At 67.4% G+C, this 23,379-nt stretch carries 22 protein-coding genes; 6 read left to right on the top strand and 16 right to left on the bottom strand.

The features are described 5' to 3' along the window. Positions 1 to 59 precede the first annotated feature (59 nt). From AC06FP_RS10525 to AC06FP_RS10470, 12 genes are all read right to left on the bottom strand, one after another. On the bottom strand, positions 60 to 2,183 hold the full coding sequence (locus AC06FP_RS10525; RefSeq protein ID WP_478075445.1) for a hypothetical protein: 2,124 nt from the start codon (positions 2,181 to 2,183) through the stop codon (positions 60 to 62). Further along, positions 2,180 to 3,304 carry a dTDP-4-amino-4,6-dideoxygalactose transaminase gene (gene rffA, locus AC06FP_RS10520; RefSeq protein WP_478075444.1) on the bottom strand — a complete coding sequence of 375 codons (1,125 nt, stop codon included), beginning with the start codon at positions 3,302 to 3,304 and terminating at the stop codon, positions 2,180 to 2,182. The genes AC06FP_RS10525 and rffA overlap by 4 nt, the downstream gene beginning before the upstream one ends. Positions 3,305 to 3,335: 31 nt before the next feature. Next, the gene (locus tag AC06FP_RS10515) at positions 3,336 to 3,701 is read right to left on the bottom strand and encodes an EamA family transporter (protein WP_478075443.1); all 366 of its coding nucleotides are present in this window, start codon (positions 3,699 to 3,701) and stop codon (positions 3,336 to 3,338) included. Positions 3,702 to 3,707: 6 nt separating this feature from the next. Further along, positions 3,708 to 4,931: an acyl-CoA reductase gene (locus AC06FP_RS10510; RefSeq protein ID WP_456118088.1), complete on the bottom strand. Its 1,224-nt coding sequence runs from the start codon at positions 4,929 to 4,931 to the stop codon at positions 3,708 to 3,710. After that, on the bottom strand, positions 4,928 to 6,031 hold the full coding sequence (locus AC06FP_RS10505; RefSeq protein WP_456118089.1) for a LuxE/PaaK family acyltransferase: 1,104 nt from the start codon (positions 6,029 to 6,031) through the stop codon (positions 4,928 to 4,930). Before AC06FP_RS10505 ends, AC06FP_RS10510 begins: the two co-directional genes overlap by 4 nt. After that, positions 6,028 to 7,425, bottom strand: coding sequence for an AMP-binding protein (locus AC06FP_RS10500; protein WP_478075442.1), 1,398 nt, complete (start codon positions 7,423 to 7,425; stop codon positions 6,028 to 6,030). Before AC06FP_RS10500 ends, AC06FP_RS10505 begins: the two co-directional genes overlap by 4 nt. Beyond that, on the bottom strand, positions 7,426 to 8,172 hold the full coding sequence (locus AC06FP_RS10495) for an SDR family NAD(P)-dependent oxidoreductase (protein WP_478075441.1): 747 nt from the start codon (positions 8,170 to 8,172) through the stop codon (positions 7,426 to 7,428). A gap of 2 nt (positions 8,173 to 8,174) precedes the next feature. Next, complete coding sequence (locus AC06FP_RS10490; RefSeq protein ID WP_478075440.1) at positions 8,175 to 8,423, bottom strand: acyl carrier protein; 249 nt, start codon at positions 8,421 to 8,423, stop codon at positions 8,175 to 8,177. Next, positions 8,420 to 9,181 (bottom strand): N-acetyltransferase family protein, encoded by a 762-nt coding sequence (locus tag AC06FP_RS10485; RefSeq protein WP_478075439.1) that lies wholly within the window; start codon positions 9,179 to 9,181, stop codon positions 8,420 to 8,422. The genes AC06FP_RS10490 and AC06FP_RS10485 overlap by 4 nt, the downstream gene beginning before the upstream one ends. Further along, entirely contained in the window at positions 9,174 to 10,142 is a 969-nt protein-coding gene (locus AC06FP_RS10480; RefSeq protein WP_478075438.1) for a glycosyltransferase family 2 protein, read from the bottom strand. The genes AC06FP_RS10485 and AC06FP_RS10480 overlap by 8 nt, the downstream gene beginning before the upstream one ends. 157 nt (positions 10,143 to 10,299) lie before the next feature. Next, a complete protein-coding gene (locus tag AC06FP_RS10475; protein ID WP_478075437.1) occupies positions 10,300 to 11,235 on the bottom strand; it encodes an electron transfer flavoprotein subunit alpha/FixB family protein in 936 nt (311 codons plus the stop codon). Beyond that, the gene (locus AC06FP_RS10470) at positions 11,235 to 11,981 is read right to left on the bottom strand and encodes an electron transfer flavoprotein subunit beta/FixA family protein (protein ID WP_478075436.1); all 747 of its coding nucleotides are present in this window, start codon (positions 11,979 to 11,981) and stop codon (positions 11,235 to 11,237) included. Before AC06FP_RS10470 ends, AC06FP_RS10475 begins: the two co-directional genes overlap by 1 nt. Positions 11,982 to 12,256: 275 nt before the next feature. On the opposite strand from AC06FP_RS10470, the gene rfbB reads away from it, so the two are divergent. The 4 genes from rfbB to rfbD are packed head-to-tail and all read left to right on the top strand — an operon-like array spanning position 12,257 to position 15,663. Then, on the top strand, positions 12,257 to 13,312 hold the full coding sequence (gene rfbB / locus AC06FP_RS10465) for a dTDP-glucose 4,6-dehydratase (protein ID WP_456118097.1): 1,056 nt from the start codon (positions 12,257 to 12,259) through the stop codon (positions 13,310 to 13,312). 13 nt (positions 13,313 to 13,325) lie between these two features. Then, complete coding sequence (rfbA, locus tag AC06FP_RS10460; protein WP_478075435.1) at positions 13,326 to 14,213, top strand: glucose-1-phosphate thymidylyltransferase RfbA; 888 nt, start codon at positions 13,326 to 13,328, stop codon at positions 14,211 to 14,213. Beyond that, positions 14,210 to 14,767, top strand: a complete 558-nt coding sequence (gene rfbC / locus AC06FP_RS10455) for a dTDP-4-dehydrorhamnose 3,5-epimerase (protein WP_478075434.1) — start codon at positions 14,210 to 14,212, stop codon at positions 14,765 to 14,767. The genes rfbA and rfbC overlap by 4 nt, the downstream gene beginning before the upstream one ends. After that, complete coding sequence (gene rfbD / locus AC06FP_RS10450) at positions 14,764 to 15,663, top strand: dTDP-4-dehydrorhamnose reductase (RefSeq protein ID WP_456118100.1); 900 nt, start codon at positions 14,764 to 14,766, stop codon at positions 15,661 to 15,663. Before rfbC ends, rfbD begins: the two co-directional genes overlap by 4 nt. 98 nt (positions 15,664 to 15,761) lie before the next feature. On the opposite strand, the gene AC06FP_RS10445 is transcribed toward rfbD, so the two are convergent. From AC06FP_RS10445 to AC06FP_RS10435, 3 genes are read right to left on the bottom strand one after another with little or no spacing between them, the layout of a single operon-like run. Continuing rightward, on the bottom strand, positions 15,762 to 16,928 hold the full coding sequence (locus tag AC06FP_RS10445; RefSeq protein WP_478075433.1) for a nucleotide sugar dehydrogenase: 1,167 nt from the start codon (positions 16,926 to 16,928) through the stop codon (positions 15,762 to 15,764). A gap of 58 nt (positions 16,929 to 16,986) precedes the next feature. Next, a complete protein-coding gene (locus AC06FP_RS10440; protein WP_478075432.1) occupies positions 16,987 to 18,390 on the bottom strand; it encodes a mannose-1-phosphate guanylyltransferase/mannose-6-phosphate isomerase in 1,404 nt (467 codons plus the stop codon). 7 nt (positions 18,391 to 18,397) lie between these two features. Beyond that, a complete protein-coding gene (locus AC06FP_RS10435; protein ID WP_478075431.1) occupies positions 18,398 to 19,744 on the bottom strand; it encodes a phosphohexomutase domain-containing protein in 1,347 nt (448 codons plus the stop codon). A 145-nt stretch (positions 19,745 to 19,889) separates the two neighbouring features. Here AC06FP_RS10435 and AC06FP_RS10430 point away from each other — a divergent pair, with 145 nt between their 5' ends. Together AC06FP_RS10430 and AC06FP_RS10425 are read left to right on the top strand one after the other, a co-directional pair. Next, positions 19,890 to 20,624, top strand: a complete 735-nt coding sequence (locus AC06FP_RS10430; protein ID WP_456118104.1) for a CoA transferase subunit A — start codon at positions 19,890 to 19,892, stop codon at positions 20,622 to 20,624. 1 nt (position 20,625) lies between these two features. Further along, the gene (locus AC06FP_RS10425) at positions 20,626 to 21,258 is read left to right on the top strand and encodes a CoA transferase subunit B (protein ID WP_456118105.1); all 633 of its coding nucleotides are present in this window, start codon (positions 20,626 to 20,628) and stop codon (positions 21,256 to 21,258) included. A 36-nt stretch (positions 21,259 to 21,294) separates the two neighbouring features. Here AC06FP_RS10425 and AC06FP_RS10420 read toward each other — a convergent pair whose 3' ends face one another. After that, positions 21,295 to 23,364, bottom strand: coding sequence for a glycoside hydrolase family 99-like domain-containing protein (locus AC06FP_RS10420; RefSeq protein ID WP_478075430.1), 2,070 nt, complete (start codon positions 23,362 to 23,364; stop codon positions 21,295 to 21,297). Positions 23,365 to 23,379: the final 15 nt, after the last annotated feature.

Here is a 23,379-nt window from a genome sequence, read left to right as displayed (position 1 = left end):
TGTCTTCTTCGTTCCCGTACGACGCGTGCGCGTAGCGCCGCGTGTGCCGCAGCCTTGCGTCAGGTCAGGTGCGGCAACGCGATGCGGGTGAACGAGGCGGCCGACAGCAGGAAAAAGAACAGCGCAGCGGCGGTGAACAATTGCCGGGCGCGCGGCGACTCGCCGATTCGCAGGAAGAACGGCACCATCATCACCAGGATGCCCAGGACGTAGCGCCCCTGCGGCTGGAAGTCGTAGACCCAGCTGTGCAGGAGCGAAGCGAGCACCAGAGCGGCGGCGCAGCCGGCGCTGGCAATGGCCTCGGCGGCAGGCAGCGTGCGCGTCGCCAGGCCCCAGACCAGCGCCAGCAGCAGGAGCGCGGACACGCCCCAGCCCATGGCCCGGTAGACGATGTCGGCGTCGTAGTACTCCATGTAGCCGTAGACGCCGAAGAAGCTGCGGAAGGTCGTCGTGTGCCATGTCCTCGGCGCGGCCAGCAGGCCGCCAAGGGTGACGCCCTTCTCCTGCAGGCGCAGCCCCGGGTATTGCTCAACCAGGCTGTCGGCCGCCGACGGCTTGAACGCAGGGGCCGCATACCGTTCGCGCTGCTGCTCGATCAGCGCCGATTTGCCCGGTTCACCGCGGTGCTTGTAAGCATCCGCGCCGATCCAGGGCAGCGCCACGGCCGCCGCCAGCGCGAGCACGATGGCGATCCGGCCGACGCCGCGCCGGCTGTCCGGTTCGCGCAGCAGCGTCCAGGTCGAATACAGGCAATAGCCCAGCGCCAGTACGGCCAGCACGCCCGCGAGCCCAAGCATGCCTGGGCCCGCGACCGCCGCGAGCGCGGCGCCGGCGCCGTTGGCCGCGACTCCCAGCAACAGGAGCGTGACCAGCGCCAGCACGAGACCAGCACGCAGGCGCAGCGCCACCACCGACATGGACAGTGCGATGAAGGCGGCGACCGGCCAGTAGTTCTTCTTGGACAACAACAGCAGCCCGAAGCAGGTGCAGAACAGCAGCACGTGCCCCAGTGTCGCCGTATCGAATGGACCCCGCCGCTGCAGGAAGCGCTGCAGCGGGCCGTCCGGCATCAGCGCGACTACGCAGGCCAGCATGCCCAGCGCGAACGGGAAAGCGTCGCCGTTGAAATAGGAAAACACGTACCAGAGCTGTGGCGTCACCAGCAGCGGGATATAGCTCCCTCGTGGCGCTCCTGTCGCGACCAGGCCGAGGAGCATGAGCGCGAACATCGCCAGGTTGAAAGCGCGGAAGGACAGTATCTCGTTCATGCCCAGCTCGCGAAACAGCCGCGAAGCCTTGCCGGCGAACAGGTACACCACATTCCACTCCGACAGATAGGTAACGCCGTATGGGCTGGTGGTGAAGCTGGGGACCAGATCGGGTGCATCCATCCTCGGCGGTGCCCAGTGCCGCTGGAAGTAACGGGCATCGGCCTCGTGCAGGCGTTCATCTGGATGCAGGGAGCGACCATTGGTCGGCGAGAACATCGCCATGGCCGAGCACAGTCCGAGCGCGACCAGCGCCAGGACCAGGGTCGGCCTGGAAAGGCGGAGGAACTGCAGGGTGGCCACGCCCAGCAGGCTAAGCCAGAAGCCCCACCACAGCGCGGTCCACGCCGCTGGCGCGATGCCGGTATTGCTCGGCAGGGGAGTTTCCAGCGCGACCGGCAGTTGTGGATCGTTGGCGCCTTCGGCGACAAGGAAACGCGCGTGGCCGTGTTCGTCGGTACCGTCGCGTGCGATCTGCGGGCCCTGCAACTGCAGGGGATCGGCCAGCACGCGCGCGTCATGCTGGTTGGTGCCGGTTACCGCTATGCGGGCGAACACGAGCGGCGCGGCGCCTGCGGCTGGATCCAGCCGCAGGCCGCGGATAGTGCCGCGCGGCAGCCTGTAGCGGAGCTCGGTCTGGCCGGCGGGATAGGCCAGGGCGGTCGAGAGCGATTCTGACAGGCCGCCGCCCATGTCGAAGTAGACCTGCAACCGGCCGGGCTCCGCGCTTTCCACGGTGACGGTCAGCGTCTGCCGTTCGTAGGGAACGGCCAGCAGCAACAGCAGCATCAGGCCGGCCGCCAGCAGCAGGGTGCCCTGCAGGCGCTGGCGTAGCGTCGACGCAGCCAGCCGGGTGGGCAGGGACTGGAGGTAGGCCCGGGCGGATCCCGAGGCCGGAACCGCGCTCTCGTTCACGTAAGCATTTTGTCAGCAGCGGCGAAGATCGCATCGAGGTGTTCCTCCACGCCGATCCACATTGGCATGCGCACCAGGCGCTCGCTGAGCGCGTCGGTGTTGTGCAACTCGCCGTGCACGCGTGCCGTCTGAAGGCCGGCCGGCGCCGAGTGCAGCGGGATGTAGTGGAACACCGTCTGCACGCCGAGGGCCTTCATCCCGGCGATGAAGCGTGTGCGCGCCTCGAGGTCGGGCAGCAGCATGTAGTACATGTGCGCGTTGTGCTGGCAATCAGCCGGCACGACAGGGCGACGCAGCCGGCCGGCCTTCTCGTGCGCCTCCGCCCACTGGTGATAGCGCTCCCAGATCGCCAGGCGGCGCGCGGTGATCTGGTCGGCTTCCTCGATCTGCGCACACAGGAACGCGGCGGTGATCTCGCCGGGCAGGAACGACGAGCCAACGTCCACCCAGGTGTACTTGTCGACCTGGCCACGGAAGAACCGGCTGCGGTTGGTGCCCTTCTCGCGCAGGATCTCGGCGCGTTCGCCGAAGCGCGCGTCGCGGCAGAGCAACGCGCCACCTTCGCCGGAGATGATGTTCTTGGTCTCGTGGAAACTCAGCGCGCCGAGATCGCCGATGGTGCCCAGCGGGCGCCCCTTGTAAGTGGACATGATGGCCTGCGCCGCGTCCTCGACAATGGCCAGCCCGTGGCGGGCCGCGATCTCCACCAGCGTATCCATCTCGCAGGCCACGCCCGCATAGTGGACCACGCAGATGGCGCGGGTACGCGGTGTGATCGCGGCCTCGACCAGGCGTTCGTCCAGGTTCAGCGTGTCCTCGCGCACGTCCACGAATACCGGAACCGCACCGCGCAGCACGAAGGCGTTGGCGGTGGAGACGAAGGTGTAGGAGGGCATGATCACTTCGTCGCCGGGCCGCAGGTCGAGCAGCAGGGCGGCCATTTCCAGCGCGGCCGTGCAACTATGGGTGAGCAGCGCGCGCTGCGCGCCGGTCCGCTGCTCGAGCCACGTGTGGCTGCGCTTGGTGAACTGGCCGTCGCCGGACAGGTGGCCGTTGGCGTGCGCCTGGGCGATATGCCACAGCTCGCGGCCGGTCATGAAAGGCTTGTTGAAGGGAATCAAAGGGGGCCTCGCGGAGTGCGTTGAGGTGGTATCAGGCAACTGATCGCGAAAGCACGACCACGCCCAGCATGATGATCAGCGTGCCAGCGATCTTGTAGCCGTCCAACTGCTCATGGAAGATCGCCACGGCCAGCAGTGCGACCAGGAAGAAGTTGATCGCCATATACGGATAGGCGCGGCTGATCGGCATCTTGCTGATCGCCGCCATCCAGCATAGCGATGCGCCGAACGCCGCGACGAAGGCGGAAACCACCCAGGGTTTGAGCAGCAGCTGCACCAGGTTCAACGGCTGCAGCGGCGCCGCCAGCAGGTGTCCGTGCACGCCCACCTGCCATTTCAGAGTCAGTTGGCCGTAGACGGTCAGCAGGATGGTAAGGGCGATGAAGACATAGCTCATCGGGTGTCAGCCTCCAGGCAGCGTGATCTTGCGGGTCAGCACGTCCAGCAGGTCGGTGCCATCCCAGACCGGGTGGAAATCCAGTGCACGGCCGAAGGGCACGATGCGGTCCAGCGCGCGATTGCCGAGCCGGTCCAGCAGCGCGACCAGCGCCTCGCGGGAGAAACCGTGCTGGACCAGAGTCTGGTCGCGGTCATCCAGCTGCGGGGCGAGTTCGGCCAGCGACCCGAGCCGTACGTCCACGACCAGCCCGTGCCCGCTCTGCAGTTCGCGCAGGCGTCCGTCGGCATGGTCGGCGTCCAGGGTCAGCGGGTAGCTGCCCAGCGCGCCGCCGGCTTGTATGCCAGGCGCCAGCGCCGCCATCAGGTGCGCATCGGTGACCCGCGCCATCAACGCGGCGGGTTCATCAGCGACCTGCCCGGACTGCGCGCGCACGGCTGGCCAGAAGCGCGCACGCGCGGCGTCCACCGTATCCGCCGCGCCGACCCAGTACAGCGTGCGCGGCGAAGAGCAGGCCTGCTGGCCGAACCAGAGCACGTCGTTGATGAAACGGTGCGCGAGCTGCTGCAGTTCGACGTCCTCGGCTGCCGCGACCGCCGTGGCGTCGATGGCCGCCACGCCGAACCGGTCGGGGAAGGCCAGCTCCAGCGCCAGCGGCGCCAGCGGCAGCGAGCGGATCTTGGCCACCGTCGCGTCACCACCCCAGATGATGCGGGCATGGCAATGGCGCGACAGCAGCGTGGTCACCGCATCGTCGTGTGGATAGGTCAGCAGTACGCTGCGCTGCAGGACTTCGCCGTGCAGGCCTTCGGCCTGCATCGCGTGCAGGATCGAAACCAGCGCCTCGCGCTGCGCGCTCGGCTTTTGCGAAAGGCGTGCGACGTTGCGATTGCCCGCAAGCACCGACATCAGCCAAGCGTAGGCGAACAGGACATCGACGTTGGCTGGCGCGAGGTGGAACACCAGGCCGCGCGCGAGCAGGTGCTCGTTGGCCGGCGCCTGCAGGCGCCGGGAAAGATGTTCTTGCGCCGCCGGCCGGAACCAGTGGGCCAAGGTGGCGAGTTCAGGATGTTCGCGCAGCACCGGCAGGGCGAATACCCGGCGCGCGAAGTCGGCCACGAAGGCGCGCGCCTGCGTGCTGAACGGCGGCAATGGCGCCAGCCCGGCGAGGCGGGACAGCTGCGCATCGAGCGGTGCGTCGCCGGCGGCGGAAAACAGGATGCGGGTCATGCGGTCGGTACCGTCCTTGTGTCGCTGCAGCCACGTACCTCAACGTTCCTGATGCGGCCGAGTACGCCGAAATGCTTGCCCGGACGCCCACAGGGGCAGTCGTCCTCGCCATGGATCACGCCCAGGTCCTCGGTGAGCAGGCTGTGCCCGGGATAGCTGCCGGGCAGAAGACTCAGTACCTGGATCGCGCCGACCGTGCCGTTCTCGACCGGAGCAAGATCCTGCAGGTCGCGGACGATGACGTCGGCGTAGGCCGGCGCGTGCAGGTGCCCGTGCTCGCATTCGAAGAAGATCGATCCGACCTGTTCGACCATGCCATAGTAATTGTGCACCCGTTCGATGCCGAACGCGGCGGACAGCGCGGCCTTGTAGGCGGCATTGTCGACCTTCTGTTCGTCCATCTTCTTCCAGCCGCCGCCATGCACCAGCATGCTGCCGGCCGGAAAGCGTAGCTCGACCCCGTCACGCCGCGCGGCCTGGACGAACGACTGCCAGACGATGAAGGTGAAGCCGAACAGCAGTACCGGTTCCTCGGGCGCCTTGGACAGCCACTGCGCCAGTGCGTCCCAGTCGGGCTGCAACTGCTCGTCGAGCAGGTAAAGATGATCGCGGCCGAAGTTGGAGAAGCCCAGGATGCCGGCCGCACGCGCGTTGAAGCGGCTGCGGTCACGCAGGAAGCTGTCGTCGTCGACCACCAGCATGCGCATGCGGCGGCTGCCGGCGAAGTGGGAGAAGATCCGCGTCAGGGCGCGCGTCTGCGCGCGTGCGGTCTCGGCGTCAAGGAAAATGCGCGAAACCGCCGCGCCGGTCGTACCGCTGGAAACCAGCGTGCGCAGCACCTGATCGTCGGGGACGCTCTTCAGGTCCAGCTGTTTGAACAGCCGCACGGGCAACCACGGCAGCGCTTCGAGGCTGTCGGCCGAGCCGCCCCGCCAGAGCGCGTCGAGCATCGCTGCGTAGGGCGCGCAATGCGCGTGGTGGTGACGCGTGAGCGACTGCAACCCGTGCAGCAGCCATTCGCGCTTGGCCTGGCGGTCCAGGCCAAAGACATCGACGTCCAGCGCGGCCGAGGCCTGCAGTGTCGCGGGTGCCATGTTCATTTTCCGGTTCCTTCCCCGGCCAGCTGCCGGAGCGACGGGTAATCGGTCTTGCCGTTGGACAGCAGCGGTAATGCCTCCAGGTGGATGCAGCGCACCAGTCCGCCGAACAGCTTGTAGCGCGCCTGTACCAGACGGCGGACCTCGTCCTGCGCGGCCGCCTCGCCGCCGTGGCTGAACACCACCAGGTCGTCATCGCTGCCGGAACAGGCGATCTGCCGGTCCAGCGCGGCCGACAGCATGGCTTCGACCTCGTCCAGGTTGACGCGGTTGCCCGAGATCTTCAGGAAGCGCTTGGCGCGGCCGGTGATGTAGTGGAAGCCGTCGGCGTCGACGCGGGCGAGGTCGCCGGTGCGCAGCACGCCGTGCTGTTCGTCAGCGCCCGCCAGTTCCGCGCGCGAGGTGGCGTATCCCATCATCACGTTGGGGCCTTCGTACACCAGTTCGCCGCTGTCGGTGTCGACATGCATGCGGCCTCCGGGAACCGGGACGCCGATGCTGCCGATCTTGTCCAGCAGGCGTTCCGGCGGCACGTAGCTGATCCGCGGGGACGCCTCGGTCTGGCCGTACATCACGAAGAACTGCAGGCCATGGTCACGGGCCGATTCGGCGAAATGCCGCACCAGTTCGTCGCGCAGGCGCCCGCCGGCCTGGGTCAGCATGCGCAGGCTGGGCAGCTGCAGCCGCGCCAGGCCCATGCGTCGCAGGATCTCGTAGGTGGCCGGGACCCCGGACAACGAGGTGACCGCATTGCCGCGCGCGGCCTCCCAGAATTCGCGCGTCATCAGGCTGTCCTCGCTGAGCACCACGCAGCCGCCGCAGCCGAGGTGGCTGTTGAGGATCGACATGCCGAAAGAGTAGGCCAGCGGCAGGGTAGTGATGGCGCGGTCGTCGGCGGTAAGCCCGAGGTAGGCGACGATCGCGGCGGCATTGCTGGCCAGCCCCTGCGCCGACAGGCGCACCAGCTTCGACGAGCCGGTGCTGCCGGACGTGCTCAGCAGCACGGCCAGGTCCGGGTGCGGCGCGACCCCGCCGGGGCCGGCGTCGCGGACGTGGACGCCAAGGCGGTCGCCGGCGTGGATCGTCGTGTATCCCCGCGGTGCCGGGCCGGGCGTCGCGATCCACTCGGGGGTGTAACGTGCGGCCAGGGCCACCAGCAGTTCCGGATCGGTATCGGCCTGCACCAGCAGCGGTACCTGGCGCGCGCTGCGCAATGCTCCCAGGTAGAGTGCCACGGCTTCGATCGTGCTGGGCATCGCCAGGATGCCCATGCCGCGGCCGGCAGGAAGCCGTGTGGCGAGGTCATCAGCCAGTGCGGCAAGTTCGCGGTAACTGAGCGTGCGCGACCCTTCGACCAGGGCCGTGCGCTCTCCATGGGGCAGCTGCCAAAACCGCATTCAGACCACCATCTGTCCGTCGATGCCGACAATCTGGCCGGTGACGTAGGTCGACTGGTCGCCGAGCAGGAACGCGACCAGTTCGGCCACCTCCCGCGGCGTACCGGCGCGGCCCATGCCGATCGACGCCACGCGCCTGGCATGGGCGGCATCGGGCATGGAGCGGGTCATGTCGGTGTCGATGAAGCCCGGAGAGACCGCGTTGACACGGATTCCCTTGGCGGCGAGCTCTTTCGCGGCCGAGCGCGTCGCCCCGACCAGCGCGGCCTTGCTCGCGGCATAGAGGCTCAGGCCCGCCGCACCGTTGACACCCATGATCGATACCAGGTTGACGATGCTGCCGCGTTGCGCGCGCGCCATCAGCCGTGCCGCGTATTGCATGGTCATCAGCGGCGCCTTTACGTTCACCGCCAGCACGCGGTCGATGTCCTCGGCGCGGATCATGCCAAGCAGGCCTTCGTGCAGGACGCCGGCGTTGTTCACCAGGCCGTCGAGGCGGGCGAAGCGGCTGAACACCTGCTTGAACAGCCCAGCCACCGTATCCGCGTCGGCCAGGTCGATCGCGGCGACCATCGGCTCCGGTGCGCCGCGCGCGGCGAGTTCCGCCGCCAGCGACTGCAGCGCTTCGCCATCGCGCGCAACCATCACCAGTTGCGCGCCCTGCGTGGCGAGCAGTTCGCAGATGGCCCTGCCTATGCCGCGTGAGGCGCCAGTGACCAGGATGACGGAGGCGTCCGCGCTACCCATCGTCAGAGCGCGGCGCCGTGCTTGCGCAGGATTTCACGCGCCTTTCCGACCGAGCTCATGTCGATCACGTCGTCCATGTCGATCATCACGCCGAAGGCTTCTTCCAGCGCGGCGACCACCGACATATGGGCGATCGAATCCCACTGCGGGATGGTGTTGTAGCGCAGCTCGTCGGTGACCTGGGCGGCGTCGATGCCCAGCACACGGGCGAATACGGCGGCGACCTGGTCTTCGTTGGAGGGGTTGTTCATAGGAATTTCCGGAAACCAGTGAGGGATGTGTTGAACTGGAAGCCAAGCCGCGCATACAGATTGAGGATGCCGGTATTGGCGGCGGACACCAGCGTGGTGCAGCGCTGGATGTCGCGTGCGGCCAGCGATTCGAGCGCCGTCACCCACAATGGCATCGCCAGCATCGCATAGGGCGCGGCGGCGCCCGTGAGCAGGAGCTCGGCTCGGTGTTCGCCGGCGTGCACGCGTTCGGCGTGGAAGCCGACCACCCGGCCACGCGACTCGGCAGTGTAGGCAAGACCGCCGTTGACCAGATCCTCGATCCAGTTGGCGGTGCGCTGCCGCGCGCGCGCAGGATCGATGGCTGGGTCCTCGAGAAAGCGGCCATGGCCGAAATCGTCATGCGCGATGCCACGCAGCAGCGGAATGTCCTCGGCGACGGCGGGGCGCAACATCGGCAGCATGCCGCGCGGAACCGGTGGCAGGTTGCCCATGCCGCTGCGCGAGACGGTCAGCGAGGTTTCCACGAACTGGAAACCTCCTGCCAGCAGCGCGCCGCGCAGCAGGTGGGCGTTCCCGTCGACGCGGCCGAACAGATAACGTACGCCCAGGTCGCCGGCCCAGGTTTCGGCGCAAGCCAGCAGGTGCGATGCGCTCCCGGCGCTTTCCGCGTCGAGGCGGGTGATCTCGGCGGTGGCGAAGCCCAGTGCACGCTCGTCCCATGGAGTCAGCCGTGCTTCGAGACACGCTCCCTCGTGCTGGAGCGACAGCTCAGTCATGCGTGGCCTCCGCGGTGGTATCGGCGACGATGTAGTAGGGGCGCCGCTGCACGTTGCGGAACACCTGGCCCACATACAGCCCGACCACGCCCATGGAGAACATCATCAGGCCGCCGATCAGCCAGATGGCGGCGATGATGGAGGTATATCCGGCTACCTGGATGTCGCCGTCCCACCAGCGCAGCAGGCTGATGGCGACCATGACGAACGCGACCAGCGCGCAGAGGATGCCGGTGCCGGCGACCATGCGCAGTGGCTTCTCGGAATAGCCCAGCGCGATGTTCATTGCCAGCCGCAGCAGCCGGCGCAGGGTGTAGGACGATTCGCCTTCCGCGCGCTGCTGGTGGCGGACCGGAAGCTTGGCGGTGCGGAAGCCAGCCCATTTCACCATCAATGGGAAGGAACGATCGCGCTCTGGCATCTCGCAGACCGCGTTGATGACCTTGCGGTGGAAGATGCCGAAGTTGGCCGTGGACGGGTCCTGTGGCACGCCGGTAAGCCAGCCCAGCGTTGCGAAGAAGCCCCACGACGACAACCGCTTGAGCGGCGTGTCTTGGCGTTCGACGCGCTGGGCGAAAACGACCTCGTAATCGCCGTCCAGCGCCTTGCGGTACAGCCGCGGGATCTCCGCGGGCACGTCCTGCAGGTCGCAGTCCATCACCACCGTCCATCGTCCGCGCGCATGTTCGATGCCGGCGGAGATGGCCGAATGCTGGCCGAAATTGCGCGACAGCCGCAGGCCGGTGAGCCATGCCCGGGTGGCTGCCAGTTCCTGGATGCGCTGCCAGGCGCCATCCGGGCTGGCGTCATCGACCAGGATCATCTCGAAGGCGATGCCCATGCTCCCCACCGCCGCGTGGACCTGGTCGGCCAGTTCCTCCAGGCAGCCCACGCAGCCGTAGACGGGAACGACCACCGACAGTTCGGTCAACGGCGTGATGGGGAGTGCAGCAGCGGTCATGGAATGTAGGGCCTCGGCGGCATCGATCAGGGAGGTCAGACCTGGGGGCGCATACGCCCTTGTCCGTGCGGAAGCGGACCCAGCGACGCGCAAGTATAGGGCGCCCACGCGACCGGGCGGCAGCGGCAACCGCTTCCGGCTGCCGCTACGCGTGGCGTCAGAGTGCCGCTTCCAGTTCCGGCAGCAGGGTGAACAGGTCACCTACCAGCCCGATATCGGCCACCTCGAAGATCGGCGCGTCGCCGTCCTTGTTGATGGCCACGATGGTGCCGGCGTCCTTGATGCCGGTCAGATGCTGGATGGCGCCGGAGATGCCCACGGCGATGTACAGCTCCGGGGCGATGATCTTGCCGGTCTGGCCTACCTGCATGTCGCTGGGGACGTAGCCGGCGTCGACCGCGGCGCGCGAGGCGCCCACGGCGGCACCGAGCTTGTCGGCCAGCTGGTAGATCACCTTGAAGTTCTCTTCCGAGCCGACGCCGCGGCCACCGGAGACCACGCGCCTGGCGCTCTGCAGGTCCGGGCGGTCGCTCTTGCCGGCGGCCAGGCCGATGAAGCGGGTATGCGAGGGCAGGACGGCGTCGACGCTGATGGCTTCGACCGGTGCGTTGTTGCCCTTGGCCGCTTCCGGCCAGGAGGCGGCGCGCACGGTGGCCACGACCACCTGGTCGGCCGGCACTTCGACAGTGATGATGGCGTTGCCGGCGTAGATCGGGCGCTTGAAGGCATGCGGGCCTTCCACGGCCATCAGGTCCGAGACCTGGTTGACGCCCAGCAGGGCGGCGACGGCCGGCATCAGGTCCTTGCCGGTGGTGGTGGACGGGCCGAACACGTGGCTGTAGCCCGCGGCGACCTTGGCGATCTGCGGAGCCTGCACCTGCGCCAGGGCATGCTCGTTGGCCGGATTGGCGATGGTCAGTACCTTGCCGACGCCGGCGATCTGCGCGGCTTCGGCGGCGATGGCGGCCGGATCGGCGGCCAGCACCAGTACGTCGATGTCGCCACCGATGGCGGCCGCGGCCGAGACGGTCTTGGCGACGGCGCTGTTGAGCTTGCCGTCCAGGTGTTCGGCGATGACGAGAATCTTGGCCATTACAGCAACCCCTTCTGCTTGAGTGCGGCCACCAGTTCGGCGGCGTCCTTCACCATCACGCCCTTGCTGCGCTTGGCCGGGGCGGCGTAGTGGGTGGTCTTGAACGTGTCGGCGGCTTCGACGCCCAGGTCGGCCAGTTGCAGGGTTTCCAGCGGCTTGGCCTTGGCCTTCATGATGTCCGGCAGCTTGATGAAGCGCGGCTCGTTCAGGCGCAGGTCGGTGGTGATCACCGCCGGCAGGTCGACTTCCAGCGTTTCCAGGCCGGCGTCGACTTCACGGGTGACCGTGACCTTGCCGTCGGCGATCTCGACCCTGGAGGCGAAGGTCGCCTGCGGGCGCGCCCACAGCGTGGCCAGCATCTGGCCGGTCTGGTTGGCGTCGTCGTCGATGGCCTGCTTGCCGAGGATGACCAGGTCCGGCTGCTCCTTCTCCACCAGCTTGAGCAGGGTGCGGGCGGCGGTCAGCGGCTGGATGGCCTGGTCGGTGACCACGTGGATGGCGCGGTTGGCGCCCATGGCCAGGCCGTTGCGCAGGTGCGCCTGGGCATCGGCCGGGGCGATGGTGGCGACCACGACCTCGGTGGCGATGCCCTTGTCGCGCAGGCGCAGGGCTTCTTCCAGCGCGATTTCGTCGAACGGATTGGGCGAGAGCTTGACGCCGTCGGTGACCACGCCGGAACCATCCGGCTTGACCTGAATGCGGACGTTGTAGTCCACCACGCGCTTGTACGCGACGAGGATTTTCATGTGCTGCGGGATCCTTCGGTTGCAGGGGGCCGGCGCCAGTGCCGGACGAAAGTCCCGATTCTAGCGGGTGGGGGATTCCCGTGCGAATGCGTATGGATACCTGCCCGATCCATGTAGCGGAGGGTGCCTGTACTCCCAGGCCGGCAGCCTACGTCCAGGCCCGTCGTTCAGTAGCGGCTGGAGCAGGTGGAGTGAAGCAGCCTGTATCCTTGCCGCCTGGAGCAAGCTTCGGATCGCGGGGATCCGGGCGAATGGACGGTACAGGAGAACAGATAGTGCCCACTTGGCTAGTGACCGGCGGTGCCGGCTTCATCGGCGGCAATTTCGTGCTGGAGGCGGTCGCCCGCGGCATCAAGGTCGTCAACCTCGATGCGCTGACTTATGCAGGCAACCTGCGGACGCTGGTGAGCCTGGAGGGCAACCCGGGGCATGTCTTCGTGCAGGGCGACATCGGCGACCGCGCCCTGGTCGAGCGCCTGCTGGCCGAACACCAGCCCGACGCGGTGCTCAATTTCGCCGCCGAGAGCCACGTGGACCGTTCGATCGACGGTCCCGGCGCGTTCATCCAGACCAACGTGGTCGGCACTCTGGGCCTGCTGGAGGCGGTGCGCGATTACTGGAAGGCGCTACCGGCCGGCAAGGGCGAGGCCTTCCGCTTTCTGCATGTTTCCACCGACGAGGTCTACGGCACGCTGGGCGAGACCGGCAAGTTCACAGAGACCACGCCGTATGCGCCGAATTCGCCGTATTCGGCGTCCAAGGCCGCGTCGGACCATCTGGTGCGCGCGTTCCACCACACCTACGGGCTGCCGGTGCTGACCACCAATTGTTCCAACAACTACGGCCCATACCACTTCCCGGAGAAACTCATTCCGCTGGTGATCGCCAAGGCGCTGGCCGGCGAGCCGCTGCCGGTGTACGGCGATGGCAGGCAGGTGCGTGACTGGCTGTTCGTGTCCGACCACTGCGAGGCAATCCGCACCGTGCTGGCCAAGGGCCGCATTGGCGAGACCTACAACGTTGGCGGCAACTCGGAAAGGCAGAACATCGAAGTGGTGCAGGCGATCTGCGCGCTGCTGGACGAGCGCCGCCCGCGTGCCGACGGCCAGCCGCGCAGCAGCCAGATCACCCATGTCGCCGACCGTCCGGGCCACGACCGCCGCTATGCGATCGATGCGTCCAAGCTGAAGGACGAACTGGGCTGGGAGCCGGCCTATACCTTCGAGCAGGGCATCGCCATCACCGTGGACTGGTACCTGGACAACCAGGACTGGGTCAACGGGGTGCTCGATGGCAGCTATCGCCTGCAGCGCATCGGCACCGCCGCTTGAAACCGGAGACGACATGACTCAACGCAAGGGCATCATCCTCGCCGGTGGCTCCGGCACCCGCCTGTATCCGATCACCAAGGGCGTCAGCAAGCAGCTGCTGCCGGTGTACGACAAGCCGATGATCTATTACCCGCTCAGCGTGCTGATGCTCGCCGGGATCCGCGAAGTGCTGATCATCAACACGCCGCATGAGCAGGCCCTGTTCCAGCAACTGCTGGGCGATGGCTCGCAATGGGGCATGGATATCCAGTACGCGGTGCAGCCCAGCCCCGATGGCCTGGCGCAGGCCTATCTGATCGGGCGCGATTTCATCGGCGGCCGGCCGAGCTGTCTGGTGCTGGGCGACAACATCTTCCACGGACATGGCCTGCGTGACGTGCTCAAGCGTGCCGACGCCCGTGATGCAGGTGCAACCGTATTCGGCTACTGGGTCAACGATCCGGAGCGTTACGGCGTGGCTGAGTTCGATCCGAACGGCAAGGTGGTGGGCCTGGTCGAAAAGCCGGAGAATCCGCGTTCCAACTACGCGGTCACCGGGCTGTACTTCTACGACGGCAATGCCAGCGACTACGCTGCCGCGCTCAAGCCATCGCCGCGCGGGGAACTGGAGATCACCGACCTGAACAAGTGCTACCTGGACGCGGGCGCGCTGTACCTGGAGCAGTTGGGGCGCGGCTACGCCTGGCTCGATACCGGCACCCACCAGTCCCTTCTGGAAGCGTCCAACTTCATCGAGACCATCCAGACGCGGCAGGGCCTGCAGGTCTGCTGCCCTGAGGAAATCGCCTATGGACAGGGCTGGATCGGCGCCGGCGAGCTGGAAGCGCTGGCCGCGCCGCTGCTCAAGAACGGCTATGGTCAGTACCTGCAGAAGCTGCTGCAGCGCGGGGTGGTGCCATGAAGGTGATCGGGACCTCTCTGCCAGGCTGCGTGGTGATCGAGCCGGCGGTGTTCGGCGACGCGCGTGGCATGTTTTTCGAGACCTGGAACGCCGAGCGCTTCGCCGCGCATGGGCTGCCCACGAAATTCGTGCAGAGCAACATCTCCACCTCGGCCAAGGGCGTGCTGCGCGGCCTGCATTACCAGTGGCCGCGGCCGCAGGGCAAGCTGGTCAGCGTGCTCGAGGGCGAGGTCTATGACGTTGCCGTGGACATCCGCCGCGGCTCGCCGACCTTCGGGCGCTGGGAAGCGGTGCTGCTCAGCGCCGAGAACCATCGCCAGTTCTGGATTCCGGAAGGTTTCGCGCATGGTTTCGCGGTGCTGTCCGAGCGGGCGGTGTTCAGCTACCTGTGCACCGATGTCTACGTGAAGGAGGCCGATGCCGGCGTGCGCTGGAACGACGCGGACATCGCCGTCGACTGGCCGATCAACGCGCCCACGCTGTCGGCCAAGGATGAGAATGCGCCGTTCCTGAAGGACATCCCTGAGGATCGCCTGCCGGTATACGCGTCATGACGGTGCTGGTGTTCGGTGGCAACGGCCAGGTCGGCCGCGAGCTGCTGCGCGCGCTGGCACCGTTGGGCCCGGTGGTCGCCACTACCCGCAGCGGCACACTGGCCGATGGCAGCGCCTGCGAGGTGGCCGATTTCGACCAGCCCGACCTTCTGCCGGCGCTGCTGGACCGCGTGCGGCCCACGGCGGTGGTCAACGCCGCGGCCTATACAGCGGTGGACCGCGCCGAACAGGAACCGGAGGCCGCGTTCCGCGCCAATGCGCAGGCTCCGGGCGTGATCGCGCGCTGGTGCGCCGCCCATGGCGTGCCGCTGGTGCATTACTCCACCGACTACGTCTTCGACGGGCGGGGCAGCGCGCCGTACCGCGAGGACGCCCCGACCGCGCCGCTGGGCGTGTATGGCATCAGCAAGCGCGATGGCGAGGAAGCGGTGCGCGCCGCAGGCGGGCGCCACCTCATCTTTCGCACGGCATGGGTGTATGCCTCGCATGGCGGCAATTTCCTGCGCACCATGCTGCGCGTGGGCGCCGAGCGCGAGCAGCTGCGCGTGGTCGCCGACCAGGTCGGCACGCCGACGCCGGCGGCACTGATCGCCGACGTCACCGCGAAGGCATTGCGGCATCCTGGCCGCCTGTCCGGTACCTGGCATCTGACCGCTTCGGGGCAGACCAGCTGGCACGGCTTCGCCGAGGAGATCTTCAGGCAGGCGCGGGCGATGGGCATGATCGAGCGCCTGCCGCAGGTGCTGCCGATCACGACGGCGGAGTATCCGACCCCGGCACGGCGGCCGGCCTATTCCTGCCTGGATACCGCCAGATTGAAGGCCGATCTTGGGATCGAGCTGCCGGATTGGCGGGATGGCGTGGCTGGGGTGCTGCGCGAACTGGAAGCCAGTTGAGAGGTCCTGCGGCGGGTGTGGGCACTCGCCGGGTCGACCTTCGCTGTGGCCGGCCCTGGCGGTGATGCTCGCATCACCGCCAGGCAATGTGGGTGTGCCTAGTCTTTCCCGAACAGGTCGCAGGTATAGATTTTCTCCGGTACGTCGGTCAGGTCGGCACCCACGCGGTTGGCAATGATGATGTCGCAGGCGGCCTTGAATTCCTCGATGTCCGACACGACACGGGAATTGAAGAACAGCGGCTCCTGCAGTGCCGGCTCGTATATGACTACTTCGATGCCTTTGCCCTTGATGCGCTTCATCACGCCCTGGATCGAGGAAGCGCGGAAGTTGTCGGAGCCAGATTTCATGATCAATCGGAAGATTCCCACCACCTTGGGGCGTTTGGCGATGATCTGTTCGGCAATGAAGTCTTTGCGGGTCGTATTGGACGACACGATCGCCTGAATCAGGTTCTGGGGAACGTCCTGATAATTGGCCAGGAGCTGCTTGGTGTCCTTGGGAAGGCAGTAGCCACCGTAGCCGAACGATGGGTTGTTGTAGTGATCGCCGATGCGGGGGTCGAGGCAGACCCCCTCGATGATCGCCTTTGAATCAAGAGCATGGATTCTTGCGTAGGTGTCCAGTTCGTTGAAGTAGGCAACGCGCATGGCCAAATAGGTATTGGCGAAGAGCTTTATCGCCTCTGCTTCGGTCGCGTCGGTAAACAGAACCGGGGTCTCGGGCTTCTCGGAGCCCTGCAGGAACAGTGCTGCGATCCGCTCGGCCCGCGGCGAACGTTCGCCGATGACGATTCTGCTCGGATGCAGATTGTCATGCAGTGCGCGCCCTTCGCGGAGGAATTCCGGTGAAAACAGTATGTTCTTGCTGCCAAAGCGCAGCTGGGCGCTGCGTGTGAAACCGACCGGTATCGTCGACTTGATGACCAGGATGGCCGCCGGGTTGACGGCGAGTACCTGGCTCAGAACGCTTTCGACCGTCGTGGTGTTGAAGCGGTTGGTTGTCTCGTCGTAGTCCGTCGGGGTGGCAACGATGACCAGTTCGGCATCGCGGTAGGCAGCATCGCCATCGGTGGTCGCCTTGAGGTTCAAGGAGGGCTTGGCGAGGTATCTGCTGATGTCGGCATCTTCGATGGGAGAGATGCGCCGGTTGATCATGTCCACCTTCTCAGCGTCGACGTCGACCGCGACGACCTCGTTGTGCTGGGCCAGCAGAATGGCATTGGAGAGGCCAACGTATCCGGTGCCTGCGATTGCGATCTTCATTCTTTGTATCTCTGTGTCGCCATGTTTCATGGTGGGAAATCGGGGTTCCACGGCGGGCTCATGCCCGCCCGTAGGTATCCTCGAAGCGCACGATGTCGTCCTCGCCGAGGTAGCTGCCGGACTGCACCTCGATCAGCTCCAGCGGCAGCTTGCCCGGGTTGCGCAGGCGGTGGGTCACGCCCAGCGGGATGTAGGTGCTCTGGTTCTCGCCCAGCAGCAGCACCTCGTCGCCGCGGGTGACTTCGGCGGTGCCGCTGACCACTACCCAGTGCTCGGCACGGTGGTGGTGCATCTGCAGGCTCAGGGTGCCGCCGGGTTTGACCGTGATGCGCTTGACCTGGAACCGCTCGCCGTTGTCGATGGAGTCGTAGGCACCCCAGGGACGGTAGACCTTGCGGTGCCAGGTGGCCTCGCTGCGGCCCTCGGCCTTCAGCCGCGCCACCACGTCCTTGACCTCCTGCATGCGGTCGGCCTTGCCGACCAGCACCGCGTCCTCGGTCTGCACCACGACCACGTCGTCCAGCCCCACCAGCGCCACCAGGCGCTCGCTGTAGGCGTAGGTGTTGCGGCAGTCGATGGCGATCACGTCGCCGTGGTGGGCGTTGCCGTCGCCATCCTGGGTGGAGACATCGCGCAGCGCGGTCCACGAGCCGACGTCGTTCCAGCCCGCGTCCAGCGCCACCACCACCGCATCGGCGGTCTTCTCCATCACCGCGTAGTCGATCGAGTCCGACGGCACCGCGGCGAATTCCGCGGCGTCGAGCCGGGTGAAGTCGGCATCGCGGCGCGCGCCCTCCCAGGCGCTGCGGCTGCGTTCGAGCATGACCGGGTCGAAGCGGGCCAGTTCCTCCAGGTAACGCGAGGCGCGGAACAGGAACATGCCGCTGTTCCACAGGTACTGGCCGCTGGCCACGTAACCGGTGGCGGTTTCCAGGTTGGGCTTCTCGACGAAGCGTTCGACCCGGCGCGCGCCCTCGCCGGGCGCGGCCTTGATGTAGCCGTAGCCGGTCTCCGGGCCGGTCGGGACGATGCCGAAGGTCACCAGCTTGCCCGTCGCCGCGGCCGCCGCCGCCTGGCGCACGGCGGCACGGAAGGCGGTTTCGTCGGCGATCACGTGGTCCGAAGGCAGGACCAGCAGCAGCGGGTCGTCGCCGCTGCGCATGGCTTCCAGCGCGGCCACCGCGATGGCCGGCGCGGTGTTGCGCCCGGCCGGCTCGAGGATGATCGCCTGTGGCTCGGCGCCGGCCTGCTGCAGCTGCTCGGCGGCGACGAAGCGATGCGCCTCGTTGGCGATCACCAGCGGCCCGTGCGCGGCGACTGGCGCGACCCGGTGCCAGGTGGCCTGCAGCATGGTCTGCTCGCCGGCCAGTGGCAGGAACTGCTTGGGATAGGCCTCGCGCGAGAGCGGCCACAGGCGGGTGCCGGAGCCGCCGGACAGGATGACGGGCGTGATGTCGCTCATGACAGCCTCAGGCCGAAAGCAGGGTGGAGATTTCGTCGGTGCGCGCCCGCAGCAGGGCCGCGTCGCCGCGCGTCTCGACATTGAGCCGCAGCAGCGGCTCGGTATTGGAACTGCGCAGGTTGAAGCGCCAGTCGCCGAAGTCGGCGCTGATGCCATCCGTATGGTCCAGCACGGGGGACTGCGCGGCGAAATGCTGCATCACCCGTTCCACCGCCGCCCTGGCGTCGGCCACCTTGAAGTTGATCTCGCCGCTGCACGGGTAGGCGGCCATGCGGTCCTCGACCAGCTCGGCCAGGGACTGGCCGCTGGTCGACACCAGCTGCGCGATCAGCAGCCACGGGATCATGCCCGAGTCGGCGTAGGCGAACTCGCGGAAATAATGGTGCGCGCTCATCTCGCCGCCGTAGACCGCGTTCTCCGCGCGCATCTTCTCCTTGATGAAGGCGTGTCCGCTCTTGCACAGCACCGGCACGCCGCCGGCCGCTTCCACCATTTCCACCGTGTTCCAGACCAGGCGCGGGTCGTGCACGACCTTGCCGCCGGGGGTGCGCGCCAGGATCGCCTTGGCGAGCAGGCCGACCAGGTAGTAGCCCTCGATGAAGCGGCCGTCATGGTCGAAGAAGAAACAGCGGTCGAAGTCGCCATCCCAGGCGATGCCGAAATCGGCGCCGTGCGCGCGCACCGCGTCGGCGGTGGCGGCGCGGTTCTCCGGCAGCAGCGGATTGGGGATGCCGTTGGGGAAGCTGCCGTCGGGTTCATGGCAGATGCGCACGAACTCCAGCGGCAGGTGCGGGGCGAGCAGGTCGACGATGGCGCCGGCGCCGCCGTTGCCGGCATTGACCACCAGCTTCAGCGGTTTGAGCGCGGCCACGTCCACGTAGGACAGCAGATGGGCGATATAGGCGCTCTTGTCGTGCCGTTCGACCTGCCCGGCGCGCGGCGCCTGTGCCGGCGCGGTGTCGGCGGCCACCGCGTCGGAGATGGCGAACAGGCCGGTATCGGAGCTGATCGGCCGCGCCTGCGCCTTGACCAGCTTCATGCCGTTGTAGTCCATCGGGTTGTGGCTGGCGGTGACCATCACCCCGCCGGCGGCGCCCAGGTGGTCGGTCTGGAAATAGACCTCCTCGGTGCCGCACAGGCCGATGTCGATCACCTCGCGGCCTTCGCCGCGCAGCCCGGCGGCCAGCGCTTCCTGCAGGCCGGGGCTGGTCAGGCGCACGTCGTGGCCCAGCACCACCGGGCCCGCGTCAAGCCGGGTGGACAAGGCCTTGCCGATCTTTCGCGCGAGGTCGGCGTTGAGTTCCTCGGGCACGCGGCCGCGGATGTCGTAGGCCTTGAACGCGGGTAAGGGCATGCGGGCAACCTTTCGATGCGTGGAAAGGCGCCAGTTTAATCGCTCGGCGGTGAGCGGGCTGTCCGCCGGCTGGACGAAGGTCCAAGAGGGCGGGCGATGGACTGGCGCTAGAATGCGGCCATCCTTTGACTGTGGGCATGATGCGATGAGCGATCCTTCAACCCTGAGCGGGCGGCGCGGCAAGGTGGTTGCCAGCGCGGCCCTAGCCCTGGACGGCGTGGTCGCCGACGGGCAGACCCTGGCCGTGGGCGGCTTCGGCCTGTGCGGCATTCCCGAGGCGCTGATCGCGGCCCTGCGCGACTCCGGCGTGACCGGGCTGACCGTGATCTCCAACAACGCCGGCGTCGATGGCTTCGGCCTCGGCCAGCTGCTGGCCACGCGCCAGATCCGCAAGATGATTTCCTCCTACGTGGGCGAGAACAAGGAGTTCGAGCGGCAGTTCCTGGCCGGCGAACTGGAGCTGGAGTTCAACCCGCAGGGCACCCTGGCCGAGCGCCTGCGCGCCGGCGGCGCGGGCATTCCGGCGTTCTTCACCGCCACCGGTTACGGCACGGTGGTGGCCGAGGGCAAGGAAACCCGCGAATTCGACGGCAAGCACTACGTGATGGAAACCGCGCTGAAGGCCGACGTTTCGCTGGTCAAGGCGTGGAAGGCCGACGAGGCCGGCAACCTGGTGTTCCGCAAGACCGCGCGCAACTTCAACCCGGCCTGCGCCATGGCCGGCAAGGTCTGCATCGTGGAGGTGGAGGAGATCGTGCCGGTGGGCGCGATCGACCCGGACCAGGTGCACCTGCCGGGCATCTACGTGGACCGCATCGTGCTGAACGCGACGCCGGAGAAGCGCATCGAACAACGCACCATCCGCACGGAGGGAAACTGAAATGGCCTGGACCCGTGACGAGATGGCGCAGCGCGCCGCGCGCGAACTGACCGATGGCGCCTACGTGAACCTGGGCATCGGCCTGCCGACGCTGGTGGCCAACCACATCCCCGAGGGCGTGGACGTGTGGCTGCAGTCGGAGAACGGCCTGCTCGGCATCGGCCCGTTCCCGACCGATGCCGAGGTCGACGCCGACCTGATCAACGCCGGCAAGCAGACCGTGACCGCGCGCGCCGGCGCCAGCTACTTCGGCAGCCACGATTCGTTCGCGATGATCCGCGGCGGCCACATCAACCTGGCCATCCTCGGCGCCATGCAGGTCACCGACAAGGGCGACCTGGCCAACTGGATGGTGCCGGGCAAGATGGTCAAGGGCATGGGCGGGGCGATGGACCTGGTGGCCGGCGTGCAGCGCGTGGTGGTGCTGATGGAGCACACCGCCAAGAACGGCGAGCACAAGATCCTGCCCGAGTGCACCCTGCCGCTGACCGGCGTGGGCGTGGTCGACCGCATCATCACCGACCTGGCGGTGTTCGACGTCACCGATGCCGGCCTCGCGCTGGTGGAAGCCGCGCCGGGCGTGGACCTGGAAGAACTGAAGGCCAGGACCGGCGTGCCGTTCGCGCACGCCTGATCCGCAATGCGGGGCCGTCATGGCGGCCCCGCCTCGTCATTGACGTCGTGCGTAGGTGTAAGAACCGTTCGCGTTGAAGGGCAGACCAAGCAACTCGGCCGCCGTCGTCTCCCTGAAGCCGGCGTGGCGTGCCGCCAGGGTGACCACCCGTTCGATGGCGTGCGCCAGGGTACCGTCCACCTGCCCGGCCTCGGTCTCGAATTGCGAAGGCTGCAGATGCCCGTCGAGAAGCGGGCGCAGTGCCGACAGGCGCACCCAGAACATGCTGCCGGCGACGAACGTGTCGCGTTCCATGTCCGGCTGAGCAAGGCCCAGACGGCTGAGCAGGGGGCGTACGTTGCGCTCGTTGGCGCCCCAATAGAAATGCAGGGGCTGGACATGGCCTTCCGGCGCCACCAGGCCCAGGTCGGGCTGCTCGTCGAATGCCCGCGCGATGGCGGTTGCCCGGTCGGGAGCCAGCAGGCGCGCGATCAGTTCGTTGCGCCATAGTTCGCCGTCTTCGCGGTGCGTGGAGCGCTTGGTATGCAGTTTGAGCACCACCTCCTCGCCTTCGTCGAGCAGGCGCCCGGCGACCTGCAGGAACGGCAGAACATCGCGGCCATGGTTGGCGAAGGCATGCACCTCTGCTTCCATGCCGTGCGTCCGCGCGATGCGCTCGATCTCCTCTTTGCGTTCCGGTGGCGTGGTGACCACGATTCGCCACGGCAGCCCGCTGGCATGCAGCGCCCGCAGCAGCTCGTCGAAGACGTCCGCATACCAGGCATGGATGACCGCACACGGGCGCGTGGCCGCCGGCTGGACGGAAGCGGGCGCCAGCGCTTGCCGGGTGGCTTCCAGCCAGGCGTGGCCCAGCCGTGCATCGGGTTCGAGCACCGCGCCTTCGGCCCATTCGTTCCAGGCGTTGATGAACACCAGCCGCTGGCTGGTGGGAACGGCCGACAGGCGTTCGTGCACGGTCGCACGCAGCCAGTCGCGATAGCCGCGCGGTGATGCATGCAGGAAGATGCGCCCACTGCCCGGCCGGCGCGGTTCGTTGTCCCAGCCGGGATTCACGCCGGGATAAAGCGTATAGGCCGGCAAGGGGCGCGCCGCCGCCTCGCGCGCCAACTCGCGCCAGTCGCGCACATCACCAGCGAAATCCGGGTTGATCAGCCATTGCTCCGCGGCCAGCGAGCGTGGGTTGCTCATGTTGGGCGGGAATTCGACTGCCGCGTCGAAGCCGATCTCGCGCGGATCCGGTCGTTCGAACCCCTGTACGTAGGCCAGGTGGATCTCGCCGATGCCGTTGTCGCGGCTCCACTGGCGCCAGCGCTGCGCGGTGGCGCGCGGATCGGGCAGCAGGTACGGGCGGTAGACCAGCAACATCGGCCGGCCATCGACCTTCAACGCACGACGGTCGCGCAGGTACGGCGCCACGTGGGCGATGAAGGCCAAGTCGTCCGCGGCGCTGTGCTGTTGGCCGATCAGGATCTCGCCATCGCGTCCATCCCAGCGCCGGGTCCAGTTCTCGTTGGCCCAGCACAGGCAGAACGGCAGGTCGATGTCGTCGTCCGCCAGCCATTGCCGCAGCGGATCTTCCATCAGGGTGCGGCCGTTGAACCAGTAATAATAGAAGCAGAACGCGCCGATGCCGTACTCGGCGGCCAGCCGTGCCTGGTCGCGCATCACCTGCGGATTGCGCAGGTCGTAGAAGCCCAGGTCCGCCGGCAGCCGCGGCTGGGCATGGCCTTCGAACTGCGGCAGGGCCCGGGTGACGTTGCGCCATTCGGTGAAGCCTTTGCCCCACCAGGCATCGTTTTCGGCGAAGGTATGGAACTGCGGCAGGTAGAACGCCACCAGGGTCGCCGGCAGGGGGGCAGGCAGTGCCGCCTCCCGGTACGGAACATGGCCAATCGCAGGTTCGTCGGCCCGATGCAGGGGACGCGCGATGCAGGAGCCGGACGCCGTTTCGGGCTGGCGCCCGCGCGGCTGTTCCGGGAGCAGGCGGCCGTAGCGCTCCAGCAGCCGGTTACGCCACCTGTCGCGGCGCGCCTCGGAAATCGGCAAGGCGCGGAAGGCCCGGCGTAGCAGTTGGTGAAGCGCCTGGTGCAGGGAAGGGAAAGGCATCGATCAGAACATCGC

The sequence above is a fragment of the Stenotrophomonas sp. Steno-Z2 genome (assembly GCF_056393235.1).
This window is presented reverse-complemented; position numbering and strand designations above follow the sequence as displayed.